The sequence below is a fragment of the Geobacillus sp. FJAT-46040 genome (assembly GCF_002335725.1).
Lineage (GTDB): Bacteria > Bacillota > Bacilli > Bacillales > Anoxybacillaceae > Geobacillus > Geobacillus thermoleovorans.
Genome location: NZ_NISS01000001.1, coordinates 888,433 through 904,558 on the forward strand (window position 1 = coordinate 888,433; position 16,126 = coordinate 904,558).

Annotated in this window: 6 protein-coding genes, 4 tRNA genes, 2 rRNA genes and 1 pseudogene; 10 read left to right on the forward strand and 3 right to left on the reverse strand. The window is 54.9% G+C overall.

All coding sequences use genetic code 11. From position 1 onward, the window contains the following. Positions 1-2: 2 nt before the first annotated feature. Together galT and CD000_RS04840 are read left to right on the forward strand one after the other, a co-directional pair. Positions 3-1,529, forward strand: coding sequence for a UDP-glucose--hexose-1-phosphate uridylyltransferase (gene galT, locus CD000_RS04835; RefSeq protein ID WP_096225008.1), 1,527 nt, complete (start codon positions 3-5; stop codon positions 1,527-1,529). 54 nt (positions 1,530-1,583) lie between these two features. Beyond that, a complete protein-coding gene (locus CD000_RS04840; RefSeq protein ID WP_096226232.1) occupies positions 1,584-2,606 on the forward strand; it encodes a LacI family DNA-binding transcriptional regulator in 1,023 nt (340 codons plus the stop codon). A 16-nt stretch (positions 2,607-2,622) separates the two neighbouring features. On the opposite strand, the gene CD000_RS04845 is transcribed toward CD000_RS04840, so the two are convergent. Together CD000_RS04845 and CD000_RS04850 are read right to left on the reverse strand one after the other, a co-directional pair. After that, on the reverse strand, positions 2,623-3,066 hold the full coding sequence (locus CD000_RS04845; protein WP_096225009.1) for an Hsp20/alpha crystallin family protein: 444 nt from the start codon (positions 3,064-3,066) through the stop codon (positions 2,623-2,625). 64 nt (positions 3,067-3,130) lie between these two features. Continuing rightward, positions 3,131-3,421 carry a hypothetical protein gene (locus tag CD000_RS04850; protein WP_011231630.1) on the reverse strand — a complete coding sequence of 97 codons (291 nt, stop codon included), beginning with the start codon at positions 3,419-3,421 and terminating at the stop codon, positions 3,131-3,133. Positions 3,422-4,091: 670 nt separating this feature from the next. Between CD000_RS04850 and CD000_RS04855 the strand changes: the two genes are divergently transcribed. The 7 genes from CD000_RS04855 (at position 4,092) to CD000_RS04885 (ending at position 13,298) form a co-directional block, all read left to right on the forward strand. Next, a 16S ribosomal RNA gene (locus CD000_RS04855) occupies positions 4,092-5,649 on the forward strand. 483 nt (positions 5,650-6,132) lie between these two features. Then, positions 6,133-9,062 (forward strand): 23S ribosomal RNA (locus CD000_RS04860). Together the 16S and 23S rRNA genes with 4 tRNA genes alongside form the textbook arrangement of a ribosomal RNA operon. Positions 9,063-9,250: 188 nt before the next feature. Continuing rightward, positions 9,251-9,322, forward strand: a tRNA-Gly gene (locus CD000_RS04865). Between the two features lie 10 nt (positions 9,323-9,332). Further along, positions 9,333-9,406 (forward strand) — tRNA-Arg (locus CD000_RS04870). Positions 9,407-9,507: 101 nt separating this feature from the next. Then, a tRNA-Gly gene (locus tag CD000_RS04875) sits at positions 9,508-9,578 on the forward strand. 316 nt (positions 9,579-9,894) lie between these two features. Next, a tRNA-Arg gene (locus CD000_RS04880) sits at positions 9,895-9,971 on the forward strand. Positions 9,972-10,484: 513 nt separating this feature from the next. Further along, the gene (locus tag CD000_RS04885; protein ID WP_096225010.1) at positions 10,485-13,298 is read left to right on the forward strand and encodes a tetratricopeptide repeat protein; all 2,814 of its coding nucleotides are present in this window, start codon (positions 10,485-10,487) and stop codon (positions 13,296-13,298) included. 103 nt (positions 13,299-13,401) lie between these two features. Here CD000_RS04885 and CD000_RS04890 read toward each other — a convergent pair whose 3' ends face one another. Next, positions 13,402-14,643 carry an aminopeptidase gene (locus tag CD000_RS04890; RefSeq protein ID WP_096225011.1) on the reverse strand — a complete coding sequence of 414 codons (1,242 nt, stop codon included), beginning with the start codon at positions 14,641-14,643 and terminating at the stop codon, positions 13,402-13,404. 132 nt (positions 14,644-14,775) lie between these two features. Here CD000_RS04890 and CD000_RS04895 point away from each other — a divergent pair. After that, a pseudogene (locus CD000_RS04895) lies at positions 14,776-16,020 on the forward strand (sodium/proline symporter); the annotation flags it as partial. Positions 16,021-16,126 lie beyond the last annotated feature (106 nt).

Consider the following 16,126-nt stretch of genomic DNA (forward strand, 5'->3'; position numbering starts at 1 on the left):
ACATGGAAACGATTTTTGCGGCGATTGAACAACTGATCCGTTATGCCGAGCAACGCGGCCTTTTAGCGCCGGAAGATGTGGTGTACGCGCGCAACCGCCTGCTGGCAACGCTCCGACTCACGGAATGGCAGCCGGCCGAGGTCAAGGACGTTCCCTTGGCCTCGCCCGCTCCCATATTGGACGCTATGATTGATTGGGCGTATGAACAAGGATTGTTGGAAACGAATACAACGACCGAGCGCGATATATGGGATGCGAGACTGATGGACTGCGTCATGCCGCGGCCGTCGGAAGTGATCCGCGCCTTTTACGAGCGATACCGCCGCGACCCGCAGGAGGCGACGGACTGGTTTTATTCGTTGAGCCAAGCGTCCAATTACATTCAAACGGCGCGCATCGCCAACAATCAGCACTGGAAAGTGTCAACCATCTATGGAGAATTGGATATCACCATTAACTTGGCGAAGCCGGAAAAAGACCCGAAGGAAATCGCCAAATTAAAAGAGATGCCGTCATCCTCGTATCCAAAATGTGTATTATGCAAAGAAAACGAAGGGTATGAAGGAACGTGGCGTCATCCAGCCCGTTCCAATCACCGTGTCATCCCGATCACGTTATTGGATGAACAGTGGTATTTCCAATATTCTCCCTATGTGTACTATCATGAACATTGCATCGTCTTTTCCGCCGAACATGCGCCGATGAAAATGGAGCGGAAGACGCTTGAGCGTTTGCTCGATTTCGTCGAAAAGTTCCCGCACTATTTCATTGGCTCGAACGCCGATTTGCCGATTGTCGGCGGCTCGATTTTAGTGCATGACCATTTCCAAGGCGGGCGCTATCCGTTTGCGATGGAAAAGGCGGAGATCGAAGAGTGTATCCCGCTGCCATCGTTTCCGTCGGTCACAGCCGGCATCGTGCGCTGGCCGATGTCCGTCATCCGTTTGACTGGACCAAAAGAGGACGTGTTGGATGCGGCTGCCTTTTTGTATGAAACATGGCGGACGTACAGCGACCCAAGCGTCGAGATTATGGCCTACAGCGGCGATGTTCCGCACAACACGATCACCCCGATCGCCCGGCGGCGCGGCGATTTGTTTGAGTTGGACATCGTGTTGCGCAACAACCGGACGTCAGCGGAACATCCGTACGGCATTTTCCATCCGCATGAAGAATTGCATCATATTAAAAAAGAAAATATCGGCTTGATCGAAGTGATGGGGCTGGCGGTGCTGCCGGCACGGCTTGCCGTGGAACTGGAGACGCTGGCCGATTATCTCGTGCATCGGACAAAAAAAGAAGACTGGGACGAGTCGATGCATAAACATTGGGATTGGTGCGAAGCCATTCGCTCGGCCTATCCGGACATCACGAAGGACAACGTCCATGACATTTTGCGGCACGAAGTCGGGCAACGGTTTGTGACCGTGTTGGAACATGCCGGGGTGTTTAAACGGGACCAAAACGGGAAAGAGGCGTTTCGCCGCTTTCTGCAGCACGCGGTGGAGCGCATGTCGTCTCTTGTTTAAATGCGGCGAAAAAACGCGTTTCATATGAAACAGAAAGGGGGGCGCGAACAGACGATGGCTACGTTAAAAGAAATCGCGGAAAAAGTCGGCGTTTCGGTCGCGACGGTGTCGCGCGTGCTTAATTACGATGCAACGCTGTCCGTTTCCGATGAAACGAGAAGGCGCATTTTTGAAGTCGCCCAAGAGTTGAACTACAAAACATTGCGGGAACGAAGCCAGCAAGCGCGCGAATCGTTTCGCTTCGGGCTCATTCACTGGTATTCGGAGCGCCAGGAAATCGATGACCCGTATTATATGGCGATTCGCCTCGGAGTGGAAAAAGAGTGTTTTGACCGCGGCATCGAACTCGTCAAATTGTTTAAACAGCACGGCGCCTATCCGATCGAACGGATGGAGGCGCTCGATGGCATCATCGCTGTCGGAAAATTCGGGTCGAAGGAAGTCGAGGTTTTTGCCGCCGGGGCCAAACAAATTGTGTTTGTCGACTGTTCGCCTGATGAGCATCGGTTTGATTCAGTCGTCATCGACTTGCGTCAAGCGACGGTGACAGTGCTTGATTATTTGCTTCGGTTGGGGCATACGAAAATTGGTTATATCGGCGGCCGTGAATATGTCGACGGGGAAACGCCGATCCGCGATGAGCGCGAAGCGGCGTTTTACGAATATTTGTATGTCAAAGGGCTGTATGATTCCCGCTATGTATGGATCGGTGCCTTCACTGCTGAAGATGGCTATCGGCTGATGAAAGAGGCTGTTTCAGGCGGCGACTTGCCGACGGCGTTTTTCATTGCCAGTGATTCGATGGCGATTGGCGCCCTGCGTGCGCTGCATGAAGCCGGGATCGCTGTTCCGGAAGAGGCGGCGATTGTCGGATTCAATGATATTCCGACGGCAGCATTTCTTCACCCGCCGCTTTCGACGGTGAAAGTATACACAGAATTTATGGGTGAAACAGCGGTTGAGCTGCTCATCGAACGGTTGACGACGAAACGAGCGATTTGCAAAAAGGTCGTCGTGCCGACAGAGCTCGTCATCCGCTCAAGCAGCGAGGGCAACGAAAAGGGGAGCGGTCGATAAGCCGCTCCCTTCTGCATTAATGGAACTCGATATCAACGCGTTTTTTCGTTCCTGTCGTTGTTTTCGGGATATGAATGTCAAGCACACCGTTTTTGTACGTCGCGCGAATGTTTTCCGTCGCCGCATCCGCCGGCAGGGTGATCGAACGCTGGAAGCGACCAAAGAAGCGTTCGCGCCGGTGCATTTGTTCTTCTCTTACATCGTGTTGGCGTTGAATCGTGCCGCTGATCGTCAACACGTTATTGTGCACATCAATGTGCACATCCTCTTTCCGCTCCAGCCCCGGTAAATCGCACGAAACGACGTATTCGTTGGCCGTTTCATGCATGTCGATGCGCGGCATCCAGTGCTGCTCATCCATATGAGTGAACAGCGATGGAAAATCACTAGCAAAAAAGCGGTTCATATCCCGGCGAATCGATTCCAAGTGCCGGAACGGGTCATACGGAATTAACGCCATAACTGCCATCCTCCTTAACAAGAAATGTTTTTTCGCTCAGTAGTATGAACCGGATTCGTCTGTTTTATGTATGATTGGCTTGCAATTGTTCCATCACCGTCAAATACGCTTGAATGAGTGCTACTTTCATGCCATCCGGCAAGTCAGAAGCGGCCACCCGCTTAACGGCGTAATAAAACTTCACTTCGGACGATTGCCGCACGCGCGGATGCGTCCATTCATCGCGCAACTCTTGCCTTATCGTTTCATACAAAAGAGTTTGGCTTTCTTGTTCATCAAGCGGTCCGGCCGCCAGCGATCGGTTCGGCCAAAGTCGGCGGTAGCCGTCAAGCAGTGCAGAAAATGGATAGGTCACGGCTGTTTCCCTCCTTAAAAAATATACATAGCGATCCTCGAGGTCTGCTCCTTGCAACATATTCTTTTTAAGAAATTATATCATACAGCAGTCGAAGCGATTCGGGAGGCCAAGTCGAATGTAGATAGTGGGGGCTGGTTTCGTTTGCTGTCGTTGTAAGGCAGCCCAACCGTGGGACGCACGGGGATGGCTTGGTTGACAGCCTGCCGTGGGGCGGGTGTTCCCAAGAATCTCCCACCTCTAAGCGTTAGCGTAGGTGGGAGAGCGTTCAACCTAAAAAAGTAGTTGACATAAGGTGAGATAGTGTATAAAATAAAAATCGCCGCTTCGACGGAATGTCGGAGTGCAACGATCGAACAATCATGAAATAAAAAAACTATTGACAAATAGTTAACACTGCGTATAATGAATAATTGCCGCGACGAAATGAACGCGGTAATAATTAGAAGAGAATCAGTAGTTGACATTTTTGAAAGATTGTTTATAATAGTAACTGTCGTTCCTTGAAAACTGAACGAAACGAAGCGCGAAAGAAAAGCTGAGGCCCGCGGGTCGCCGCGATGGGCAAATGTTCTTCGCCTGCAGGGATTTACAATCCCGAAGGCGAAGGTGATTTGACCCCGAGCGGCGGCGGGCCGAAGCTGGACAATGCGAAAAGCCAATCAACTTTCTTTTGGAGAGTTTGATCCTGGCTCAGGACGAACGCTGGCGGCGTGCCTAATACATGCAAGTCGAGCGGACCAAATCGGAGCTTGCTCTGATTTGGTCAGCGGCGGACGGGTGAGTAACACGTGGGCAACCTGCCCGCAAGACCGGGATAACTCCGGGAAACCGGAGCTAATACCGGATAACACCGAAGACCGCATGGTCTTTGGTTGAAAGGCGGCCTTTGGCTGTCACTTGCGGATGGGCCCGCGGCGCATTAGCTAGTTGGTGAGGTAACGGCTCACCAAGGCGACGATGCGTAGCCGGCCTGAGAGGGTGACCGGCCACACTGGGACTGAGACACGGCCCAGACTCCTACGGGAGGCAGCAGTAGGGAATCTTCCGCAATGGGCGAAAGCCTGACGGAGCGACGCCGCGTGAGCGAAGAAGGCCTTCGGGTCGTAAAGCTCTGTTGTGAGGGACGAAGGAGCGCCGTTCGAAGAGGGCGGCGCGGTGACGGTACCTCACGAGGAAGCCCCGGCTAACTACGTGCCAGCAGCCGCGGTAATACGTAGGGGGCGAGCGTTGTCCGGAATTATTGGGCGTAAAGCGCGCGCAGGCGGTCTCTTAAGTCTGATGTGAAAGCCCACGGCTCAACCGTGGAGGGTCATTGGAAACTGGGGGACTTGAGTGCAGGAGAGGAGAGCGGAATTCCACGTGTAGCGGTGAAATGCGTAGAGATGTGGAGGAACACCAGTGGCGAAGGCGGCTCTCTGGCCTGCAACTGACGCTGAGGCGCGAAAGCGTGGGGAGCAAACAGGATTAGATACCCTGGTAGTCCACGCCGTAAACGATGAGTGCTAAGTGTTAGAGGGGTCACACCCTTTAGTGCTGCAGCTAACGCGATAAGCACTCCGCCTGGGGAGTACGGCCGCAAGGCTGAAACTCAAAGGAATTGACGGGGGCCCGCACAAGCGGTGGAGCATGTGGTTTAATTCGAAGCAACGCGAAGAACCTTACCAGGTCTTGACATCCCCTGACAACCCAAGAGATTGGGCGTTCCCCCTTCGGGGGGACAGGGTGACAGGTGGTGCATGGTTGTCGTCAGCTCGTGTCGTGAGATGTTGGGTTAAGTCCCGCAACGAGCGCAACCCTCGCCTCTAGTTGCCAGCACGAAGGTGGGCACTCTAGAGGGACTGCCGGCGACAAGTCGGAGGAAGGTGGGGATGACGTCAAATCATCATGCCCCTTATGACCTGGGCTACACACGTGCTACAATGGGCGGTACAAAGGGCTGCGAACCCGCGAGGGGGAGCGAATCCCAAAAAGCCGCTCTCAGTTCGGATTGCAGGCTGCAACTTGCCTGCATGAAGCCGGAATCGCTAGTAATCGCGGATCAGCATGCCGCGGTGAATACGTTCCCGGGCCTTGTACACACCGCCCGTCACACCACGAGAGCTTGCAACACCCGAAGTCGGTGAGGTAACCCTTACGGGAGCCAGCCGCCGAAGGTGGGGCAAGTGATTGGGGTGAAGTCGTAACAAGGTAGCCGTACCGGAAGGTGCGGCTGGATCACCTCCTTTCTAAGGAGAAAAGCGAAGGCGAGCGTTTCGCCGCGATGAGCAAATGTTCTTCGCCTGCAGGGATTTACAATCCCGAAGGCGAAGGTGATTTGACCCCGAGCGGCGGCGAGCCGGAGCTAGACAATTCGAAAAGCGGAGGCCGCAATGGCCAACCTACCAATCCATCGCGCTTCTGTTTCGTTCAGTTTTGAAGGAATGAGAAATTCCTTCAAAAGCGCCTGTGCCTGCGTCTGCTAGCAGGTTCAGGGAAGTAGCTTCGTTTGCGTCTGCGTCTACAAGCGGATTCGGAGAAGCCGAATTCCTCGACGCAAACCAGCGAAGAAGCGAATTCAAAGGAGCTACTTTGCGCCTTCGTCTTCCAGCAGGTTCAAGGAAGATGGATTCCTCGGCGCAAAGCTGCAAAGAAGCAGACTCAAGGCAGCAGCTTCGTTCCTTGAAAACTAGATAACCGGAAACGCAAAGGAAGAAGCCGAGAGCGCAATAGGTTAAGCTAGAAAGGGCGCACGGTGGATGCCTTGGCACTAGGAGCCGATGAAGGACGGGGCAAACGCCGAAACGCTTCGGGGAGCTGTAAGCAAGCGTTGATCCGGAGATGTCCGAATGGGGGACCCCACTGTCCGTAATGGGGCAGTATCCATGCCTGAATCCATAGGGCATGGAGGGCACACCCGGGGAACTGAAACATCTTAGTACCCGGAGGAGAAGAAAGCAACCGCGATTCCCTGAGTAGCGGCGAGCGAAACGGGAACAGCTCAAACCAAGAGGCATGTCCTCTTGGGGTTGTAGGACCGCTCACGATGGGAGTGAGAAAGGGACGGGGTAGACGAACCGGTCTGGAACGGCCGGCCAGAGAAGGTGAGAGCCCTGTAGTCGAAACTTCGTTCCCTCCCGAGCGGATCCTGAGTACGGCGGGACACGAGGAATCCCGTCGGAAGCAGGGAGGACCATCTCCCAAGGCTAAATACTCCCTAGTGACCGATAGTGCACCAGTACCGTGAGGGAAAGGTGAAACGCACCCCGGGAGGGGAGTGAAAGAGAACCAGAAACCGTGTGCCTACAAGTAGTCAGAGCGCGTTCATGCGTGATGGCGTGCCTTTTGTAGAATGAACCGGCGAGTGACGATGGCGTGCGAGGTTAAGCCGAAGAGGCGGAGCCGCAGCGAAAGCGAGTCTGAACAGGGCGTGTGAGTACGTCGTCGTCGACCCGAAACCAGGTGATCTACCCATGTCCAGGGTGAAGGCCGGGTAACACCGGCTGGAGGCCCGAACCCACGCACGTTGAAAAGTGCGGGGATGAGGTGTGGGTAGGGGCGAAATGCCAATCGAACTTGGAGATAGCTGGTTCTCCCCGAAATAGCTTTAGGGCTAGCCTCGGGTTTGAGAGTCTTGGAGGTAGAGCACTGATTGGGCTAGGGGCCCCAAACGGGTTACCGAACCCAGTCAAACTCCGAATGCCAACGACTTATGCCCGGGAGTCAGACTGCGAGTGATAAGATCCGTGGTCGAGAGGGGAACAGCCCAGACCGCCAGCTAAGGCCCCGAAGTGCACGTTCAGTGGAAAAGGATGTGGAGTTGCGGAGACAACCAGGATGTTGGCTTAGAAGCAGCCACCATTTAAAGAGTGCGTAATAGCTCACTGGTCGAGTGACTCTGCGCCGAAGATGTACCGGGGCTAAACGTGCCGCCGAAGCTGCGGGATGACCGTTGGTCATCGGTAGGGGAGCGTTCTAAGGGCAGAGAAGCCAGACCGGAAGGACTGGTGGAGCGCTTAGAAGTGAGAATGCCGGTATGAGTAGCGCAAACAGAGGTGAGAATCCTCTGCGCCGAAAGCCTAAGGGTTCCTGAGGAAGGTTCGTCCGCTCAGGGTTAGTCGGGACCTAAACCGAGGCCGAAAGGCGTAGGTGATGGACAACAGGTTGAGATTCCTGTACCACCTTCTTCCCGTTTGAGCGATGGGGGGACGCAGGAGGATAGGGCGAGCAGGCGGCTGGAAGAGCCTGTCCAAGCCGTGAGGCTGATCCGCAGGCAAATCCGCGGATCATAAGGCCAAGCGGTGACGGCGACGGATTGATCCGGAAGTCCCCGATTTCACACTGCCAAGAAAAGCCTCTAGCGAGGGAAGAGGTGCCCGTACCGCAAACCGACACAGGTAGGCGAGGAGAGAATCCTAAGGCGCGCGGGAGAACTCTCGTTAAGGAACTCGGCAAAATGACCCCGTACCTTCGGGAGAAGGGGTGCGCTTTGGGGTGGAGAGCCCTGAAGAGCCGCAGTGAAAAGGCCCAAGCGACTGTTTATCAAAAACACAGGTCTCTGTGAAGCCGAAAGGCGACGTATAGGGGCTGACACCTGCCCGGTGCTGGAAGGTTAAGGGGAGCGCTTAGCGGAAGCGAAGGTGCGAACCGAAGCCCCAGTAAACGGCGGCCGTAACTATAACGGTCCTAAGGTAGCGAAATTCCTTGTCGGGTAAGTTCCGCCCCGCACGAAAGGTGTAACGACTTGGGCGCTGTCTCAACGAGAGACCCGGTGAAATTATACTACCTGTGAAGATGCAGGTTACCCGCGACAGGACGGAAAGACCCCGTGGAGCTTTACTGCAGCCTGATATGGAATTTTGGTATCGCTTGTACAGGATAGGTGGGAGCCTGGGAAGCCGGAGCGCCAGCTTCGGTGGAGGCGTCGGTGGGATACCACCCTGGCGGTATTGAAATTCTAACCCGCACCCCTTAGCGGGGTGGGAGACAGTGTCAGGTGGACAGTTTGACTGGGGCGGTCGCCTCCCAAAAAGTAACGGAGGCGCCCAAAGGTTCCCTCAGAATGGTTGGAAATCATTCGGAGAGTGCAAAGGCACAAGGGAGCTTGACTGCGAGACGGACAGGTCGAGCAGGGACGAAAGTCGGGCTTAGTGATCCGGTGGTTCCGCATGGAAGGGCCATCGCTCAACGGATAAAAGCTACCCCGGGGATAACAGGCTGATCTCCCCCAAGAGTCCACATCGACGGGGAGGTTTGGCACCTCGATGTCGGCTCATCGCATCCTGGGGCTGTAGTCGGTCCCAAGGGTTGGGCTGTTCGCCCATTAAAGCGGTACGCGAGCTGGGTTCAGAACGTCGGGAGACAGTTCGGTCCCTATCCGTCGCGGGCGCAGGAAATTTGAGAGGAGCTGTCCTTAGTACGAGAGGACCGGGATGGACGCACCGCTGGTGTACCAGTTGTCCCGCCAGGGGCACCGCTGGGTAGCTATGTGCGGACGGGATAAGCGCTGAAAGCATCTAAGCGTGAAGCCCCCCTCAAGATGAGATTTCCCACCGCGTCAGGCGGGTAAGATCCCTCGAAGATGACGAGGTCGATAGGTCCGAGGTGGAAGCGTGGCGACACGTGGAGCTGACGGATACTAATCGATCGAGGGCTTAACCTAGAAAAGCGCAGGCGAGCGGTTCGCCGCGACGGGCAAATGTTCTTCACCTGCAGGGGTGCTAGCACCCCGAGGGGGAAGGTTATTTGACCCCGAGCGGCGGCGAGCCGGAGCTAGACAATGAAAAGTGAAAGCGCCGCGGCTTCTTCCGACGGTTATCTAGTTTTGAAGGAATGAATTCTTCTCATGATGCGGAAGTAGTTCAGTGGTAGAACACCACCTTGCCAAGGTGGGGGTCGCGGGTTCGAGTCCCGTCTTCCGCTTTTTCATCATGCGCTCGTAGCTCAATTGGATAGAGCATCTGACTACGGATCAGAAGGTTAGGGGTTCGAATCCTCTCGAGCGCGTTTATTAACTAACTTCAAAAAAGATATTGACAAAAAAAACAATTAGCGATTATATTTTTATTGCAATCGTTTCTAAGACAAGTCCTAATGATATTGATCATGCGGGTGTAGTTTAATGGTAAAACCTCAGCTTCCCAAGCTGAAGTCGTGGGTTCGATTCCCATCACCCGCTTTCCTTTATTTTATCGTGAATATCGTATGGATATTGTTCCAGCAGCTCAGCTGGATAGGGCAACGAGCAAAGTCATCTTCGAAATGGCTACGAGTTGTCCCGACGCATCAAGCTTCCTTGAGTAGGCTTGTAGAGGAAGGGACAGCGGGAATGTTGGGGTGTCCTGTTGATTATGTCCCAGCAGCTCAGTAGGATAGAGCAACGAGCAATAGCTTCTTTGAAACAACTGCGAGTTGCCCCGACGCATCGGGCTTCTTCGAATCGGCTTGTAGAGGAAGGGGCAGCGGAATAATGAGAGTGTCATCATGATTACTATGTCCCAGTAGCTCAGTAGGATAGAGCAGCGGCCTTCTAAGCCGTCGGTCGGGAGTTCGAGTCTCTCCTGGGACGCCACTTACATAAGAAAAAGAACGCGCAAAAGGCGCTGGAACGAAGTTCCCTGATCGCTAAGTCTATGTGCGAGAGGGGAATTTTTTATTTGGTTATAAGAGCCGACAGTGGGAATATTGGAGTGTTCTGTCGATGATGTCCCAGCAGCTCAGCAGGATAGAGCAACGAGCAATAGCTTCTTTGAAACAACTGCGAGTTGCCCCGACGCATCAAGCTTCCTTGAGTAGGCTTGTAGAGGAAGGGGCAGCGAGGATATTGGAGTTTCCTAATGGATTGTGTCCCAGTAGTTAAAACGGTTACGTGCTTTTTTATTTTCCCTCGTCTTTTTAGCATTTGTAGACGTAAAAGAACAAAGTGGTTCGTGGCCGTAACCACCATTGAAAGTTCCTTTGGTTGGCCTCATCGCATATTGGGTCGAATTTTGTCTCGCAAATGAAAACAAATTGAAACGTTCATGGCGGCGAAAGTTTGTTAAAATGTATAGGATGGAAATAAAATTCGAAAACGTGCCATACAATGAACATGCATGGCAAATATACGAGTCAGGTGATCGACATGGGGTTTGAACAGCAACTTGTTCATAAAACATTTTACGAGACGCTCGTCGAGGCGGGGGAACGCGACGTTGTCAGCGCGCTTGGCGATATGTTTTTCACGGCGCATCGGGATGGCGCTGATTTGTCGTCGATTCGCTTTGCCCAAGGGGAAGTGTATTTCCACCGCCGCGACTACGAAGCGGCGATCTTGAAATGGGAACAAGTCCATCACGACGATTTGCGTCCGTGGGCGCAAAAAAATATCGCCGACAGCTACTATGAGCTTGGACGGCTCGAGCTGGCCGAGGAGCTGTACCGTTCGATTGAGACGGAAAGCGAAACGTTGCATGCGGAAATCATTTTGCGCCTGTTTTCGCTCTACCGTGAGTTGGGGGAAAACGCGAAAGCGGATGATATGATTAAGCGCGGTGTGACGTTGTATCCGGATTATCCGAACATGACCGAATGGGCGCGCGCCTTTTTCGAGGAGCAAGGTGATTGGGAAAGCGCCGTCGAGCTTGCTTTAGGAGAGGCGGTGCGGACGTCGGCGCGCCGCTGGGCGGACATCTTGACCGGTTATGTGGAACAAGGACATGCGCGAACGATGGCGCCTGCGCGGTTTTCACGCTGCCTGGCGCTGTTGTACGAAACGGATCGGGTGAAGTTTGAACGGCTTGTGCAGGCGCTATGGAACGGTTATCGGGATGGTGACCTCTATTTTTCGTGGCTCGCGGAGTGGAATCGCCTCTATGATGAGTTGTCGATCGGCCGCGACTACGACTGGAAGCGAATTCCTGGCCTTTTAGAGGAAGCCTATGCAGGATTGATGAAAGGCCCGTACCGATTGAAAGAGTTGGTGGAAGTGGTGCCACCGCTTGTCAAAAGCTGGGTGAGTTTAGCCGACGGTCCGGAGACAGCGGTGGCCGCGGCTGCCTTGTTGGCGTGGAGTGAGAAATTTCCTGAGGCGTTTGAAGAAGAGACGGTCAACGACGCCGCTAAGCGGCTCGTCCATGCGAAACGGCAAGCTGGGGAAGCGGGTGTGTCGCTATTTGAAGAAATTGCCGATTGGGCGGAAGAGCAGCGGGCGGGCTCGCATTTCCGCTTCCGCTGGTTCGTGCGGCAGCTGTCTGATTCGCGGACCCATTTCGTTTTGGTCGCTGGGGCGTCGCGTCATGAGCGGTTGGCGTTTTTGCGGACGTTGGTCGGCGAGGCAGCGTTGGCGGCGCCATCTGCGCCGGTGCTTGCGTGGAGAAACGGCGGGGAGATGGAAGTCGCGAAAATCAGCGACGACCAGTTTACCGTTTTTTCGAGCATTGACGAATTTCAACAGGCAACGGGCGGCCGCGGAAGCCGATTCTCCGATGACGCTGTCATTGAATGCACGGCGCCGTTTTCACTCGTGCCGCAAGGGATTGTCTTGTTGGATATCGGCCCGCTCGGCGGGCGCGCTTCATCCGACCATGAAGCGCTTGTGTCGTTTTCGCTTGCTGACAGCATTCTTTTTCTTCTCAACGGCGAGGATCCGTTTTCTAGCGCCGATGAACAGTTGATGCTGCAGCTTCGCGAGCGGGCGCCGTCTGTGCCGATGTACGTTTTGCTTCCTCCGGGCGACGGGATGGTGGATGAAGAGGAGACGGCGAGAATCGTTGAGGAAGTGGAAGCGCACGTTCGTACGATCGTTCCGGAGGCCAATGTCATGGTCTATTCGCCGCATGCGCCAAGCCGCAAGCAGCAGCAAGCCCTCGTCGGCTGGCTTGAGGAGATGCGCCGATGCGTGTCCCCTGTCCGCCGCGAGGAAGCGATTTTAACGACGATCCGCCAGTTCATCGCTCATTTGTTCCGGCAGCGAGCCGAGGCGGAAAGTCGACTGGCGGAGCTGGTCGTATGGAAAAAAGAAATGGCGGCCAAACTCAGCGGCGCCATTCATCAGCTTGGCGACCTGCAAGAGGAGAAAACGGCCAAAGTGGCCAAGTCATTCCACACCGTCTTGGCGGACATGCGGGGTGAGCTGTTGACGGCGATTCCCGATCTGTTGCGCAACATGGCGGAGCTGGTGGGCGAAAACAGCGATTTTTCCCGCTTGCCTCTTGAACTGAACGACAAAGCGAACGAACGGCTTCGCGCTTACCTTGATGAAGAGGCGCTGCCAAAGCTGCGCCGCGCCATGGAACAGTGGATTGCAGCGACGGAAGACGAATTCAACGAATGCCAGGTGTTTTTGCATGAAATGGGCGAAGGGTTTAACGCCATGTTCGGCCAGGAACGGCTCAAGCTCGAATGCGATTTTCGCCTTCTCGCCGATTGGCGGCGCGATACGGATCGGTTGATCAACGGGGTGCAAATTGACAAGGTGAACGTTTTCTTGCGGAGAACGCCAAGCCAGCTGCTGTTGAAAGGGGCGGGCAAACTGCTCGGCGCCTTTGCGCAAAACAAGGCGATGCTGGCGCAAAAGTATAAGCAGTTGATCCAGACGCAAGATTACGCTGAGGTGGTGGAGGCGATCATCCAGCAGTTGTTGCTGCCGTTTGAATGGTTTGCCAAATCGCTTGAGCGTGATGTCACTCAATTTTTCCATGCGCCATTGACGGCGCTCGATGAAACGTTGAAACGGCTGGAGCTGGAGATCGCTGCCCAGGAAGGCGAGCTCAAACATATGCGCAAAAACCCTGAGGCGTACCGCGACCCGCTCGTGCTCTTTGGCATTCGTTTGCGGCAATGCGAGCAGCTGGCGCAGGCGGCATCGGCCGCTGTGCACTTGCGGCAGGATGAAAACAACCCCATCGGTTCGGTCTGATCGTTCCGTGTGAAACCGTGCTTGAACGGAATAAGGCTGCGCCAACGGTCGGGTCTGGCCGCTCGTTTGGCGCAGCCTTATTGTTTAGAGCTGGCGAAACCGATTACGCCAGTTCGAATGCCCAGTTGCCGCTGCGGAAAATCGGCTCGCGCTTCCCGTCTTTCGTCACGCCGTCAATGTTCAGATCAGCTGAGCCGATCATAAAGTCGACGTGGACGAGGCTGTCGTTGACGCCGCGGCGGTCAAGCTCCTCTTTGGAAAGAGAGGCGCCGTTTTCGATATTGGTCGGATACGCCTTGCCGAGCGCCAAATGGCAAGCGGCGTTTTCATCAAACAGCGTGTTGTAAAAAATGAGATTGGACAGCGACACCGGCGATTGGTGCGGCACGAGGGCGACTTCCCCGAGGCGGCGCGCCCCGTCATCGGTGTCAAGCAAATGCTTAAGCGTCTCATATCCTTGTTCGGCGCTGAAGTCGACGACTTGACCGTCTTTGAACGTGAGCGTAAACCGATCGATCACGTTGCCGTTGTAATTGAGCGGCTTCGTGTTGCGCACCGTGCCGTTGACGCCGTCTTTATGCGGCATGGTAAACACTTCTTCGGTCGGAATGTTCGGATTGAAGCGCACGCCGCTTTGACTCGTCGCCGCGCCGCCGTGCCAGACGTGCCCGTCGACGAGCTCGACCGTGAGATTGGTGCCTGGCGCTTCATAAACGAGTTGTTTGTATTGCTTGTTGTTTAAGTAATCGACGATGCGGGCGAGCCGGTCGTTATGTTCGCTCCAGGCAGCGATCGGATCGTTTTGGTCGATGCGGGTGATGCGGAAAATCGCTTCCCATAATTTGTCGATGGCTTCTTCATCGCGCAGATCGCCAAATACTTTTTGCGCCCACGCCGGTGTGGGGACGGAAATGAGCGACCAGCAGTTCCGGTCGGCCATAATGGCGCTCCGATAGTTGGCGAGCGCTTGCGCCGCTGTTTTATTGGCGGTCGCGATCCGCTTTGGATCGACGTCTTTTAACAAGTCCGGATTCGGGGCGTAAATGGATAAAAAGGCAGCGCCTTGTTCGGCGAGTTCTTCCATCGCTCTTGCCCGCCACATCGGATATTCGGAAAACGCTTCCTCTGGGGCGTGGTGAAATTTAATGTATGTAAGCGCCTCGTCGTTCCACTCGACATACACATGCTTTGCCCCGGTTTCGTACGCCGTTTTGGCGATTTTGCGGACGAGCGGCGCCGCCTCGAGCGGGGCGTTGACGAACAGCGTCTGCCCGGGCTGAATGTTCACCCCGACTTTCACCGCCAGTTCGGCGTATTTGTCCAATTCCTTCTCCCAACGGTTCATCTTCCTCACTCCTTTTTTGGACTGACTCATCTCCACTTTATTATAATTCCCGCCGCCTCGCAACTTAGGGAGCTTTACATGTGGATGCTGTCCGGACGAGAGCGAAACGTTCCGATGTAGGACGCGCCTCATGTTGGAATAACAGGATGGGTTGACACATATTGGGTGGCCGTCGGCATTGTCATCGGCATTGTGTGCGCCTGGCTCTTTTTGGCGGACCGGTTTCGCCAGGAGGCGGAGCGGTACGGCGCGCTGACCTTGCCCGGCTATTTAGCGAAACGGTTCGGCGCGCATGGGCAAACGATTTTATGGCTTTCGACCGTCCTTATTTTTAGCTTTATGATGTTTTACTTCAGCGCACAAATTGCCGGAGCGGGCAAGACATTGTTTGCCGTTTTCCATATCGACCCAGCGCTTGGCATGGTCATCAGCGTGGCGATTGTCATTATCTTGTCATACACCGGCGGATTTGTCAGCGTCGTCTGGACGGATATGATTCAAAGTGTGCTCATGCTGGCGACGCTCGTGATTTTGCCTATCGTGGCAGTGGTGGAAATTTACAGTGGTGGCTTGTCGATCAGTGAAGCGCTCCATCACGCAAAACCGGGCCTCGATTCATGGACGGGGGGAGTCACTGGATTTGCGCTCGGGCTATTGCTGTTTAACAATTTTGCCTGGTTTTTCGGCTATCTTGGCGGACAGCCGCAACTGAGCGTCCGCTTCATGGCGTTGAAAGACGCCCGCGAGGCGAAAACGGCCAAAACAGTGGCGATCGTTTGGACATTATTGGCGTATGGCGGAGCGTTTTTGATCGGCCTTGCGGCGATTGCCCTTTACCAAGGACAATCATTCACCGATGTCGAGACCGTGCTGCCGAAAATGGTGTTGGACTTGTTGCCGCCATGGTTGGCCGGGCTGCTGTTATCCGGCATTTTGGCCGCCATCGTGACAACGGCCGATTCGCAGCTGCTCGTGATCACGAGCTCCATCAGCGAAGATATTGTCCGCCGCTCGCTGCGCCTCCGCCTGTCGGAAAAACGGCTTGTCGCGCTTTCCCGCGCGGTGGTGGTCATCGCCGGGTTGCTTGGCTTGGTGCTGGCGATGACATCCGAATCGCTTGTGTATTTCATTGTCAGCTGGGCGTGGGCGGGAATCGGCTGCACGCTGTCGCCGGCGATTTTGCTTTCTTTCTTCTGGAAGCGGTATTCCGGAATCGGCGCCATCGCGACGATTGTGGCCGGTTTTGTCAGCACGGTCATTTGGATTTCCTCGCCGCTTGAGGCCATCGTTAGCTCGCGGTTTGCGACATTTGCCATTGTGCTGGCGGCCGGGGTGCTGTTCAGCTTGTTGTTCCCTGATCGTCAGCGGACGAGGTAGCCTGCCAAGCGGCTGATACGGGTGCCTCCTCCGTCAGGGCAGGGGGAGGCATCGCTGTCATGGCTGTTCGCTCTCCAAAAACTGACGCACGATCTGAAAGGGGAGG

Coding starts and splice junctions, on each gene's coding strand:
- CD000_RS04845 (WP_096225009.1), bottom strand. CDS start 3,066: ATGGCGTTAATTCCGTATGACCCGTTCCGGCACTTGGAATCGATTCGC.
- CD000_RS04840 (WP_096226232.1), top strand. CDS start 1,584: ATGGCTACGTTAAAAGAAATCGCGGAAAAAGTCGGCGTTTCGGTCGCG.
- CD000_RS04890 (WP_096225011.1), bottom strand. CDS start 14,643: ATGAACCGTTGGGAGAAGGAATTGGACAAATACGCCGAACTGGCGGTG.
- galT (WP_096225008.1), top strand. CDS start 3: ATGGAAACGATTTTTGCGGCGATTGAACAACTGATCCGTTATGCCGAG.
- CD000_RS04885 (WP_096225010.1), top strand. CDS start 10,485: ATGAACATGCATGGCAAATATACGAGTCAGGTGATCGACATGGGGTTT.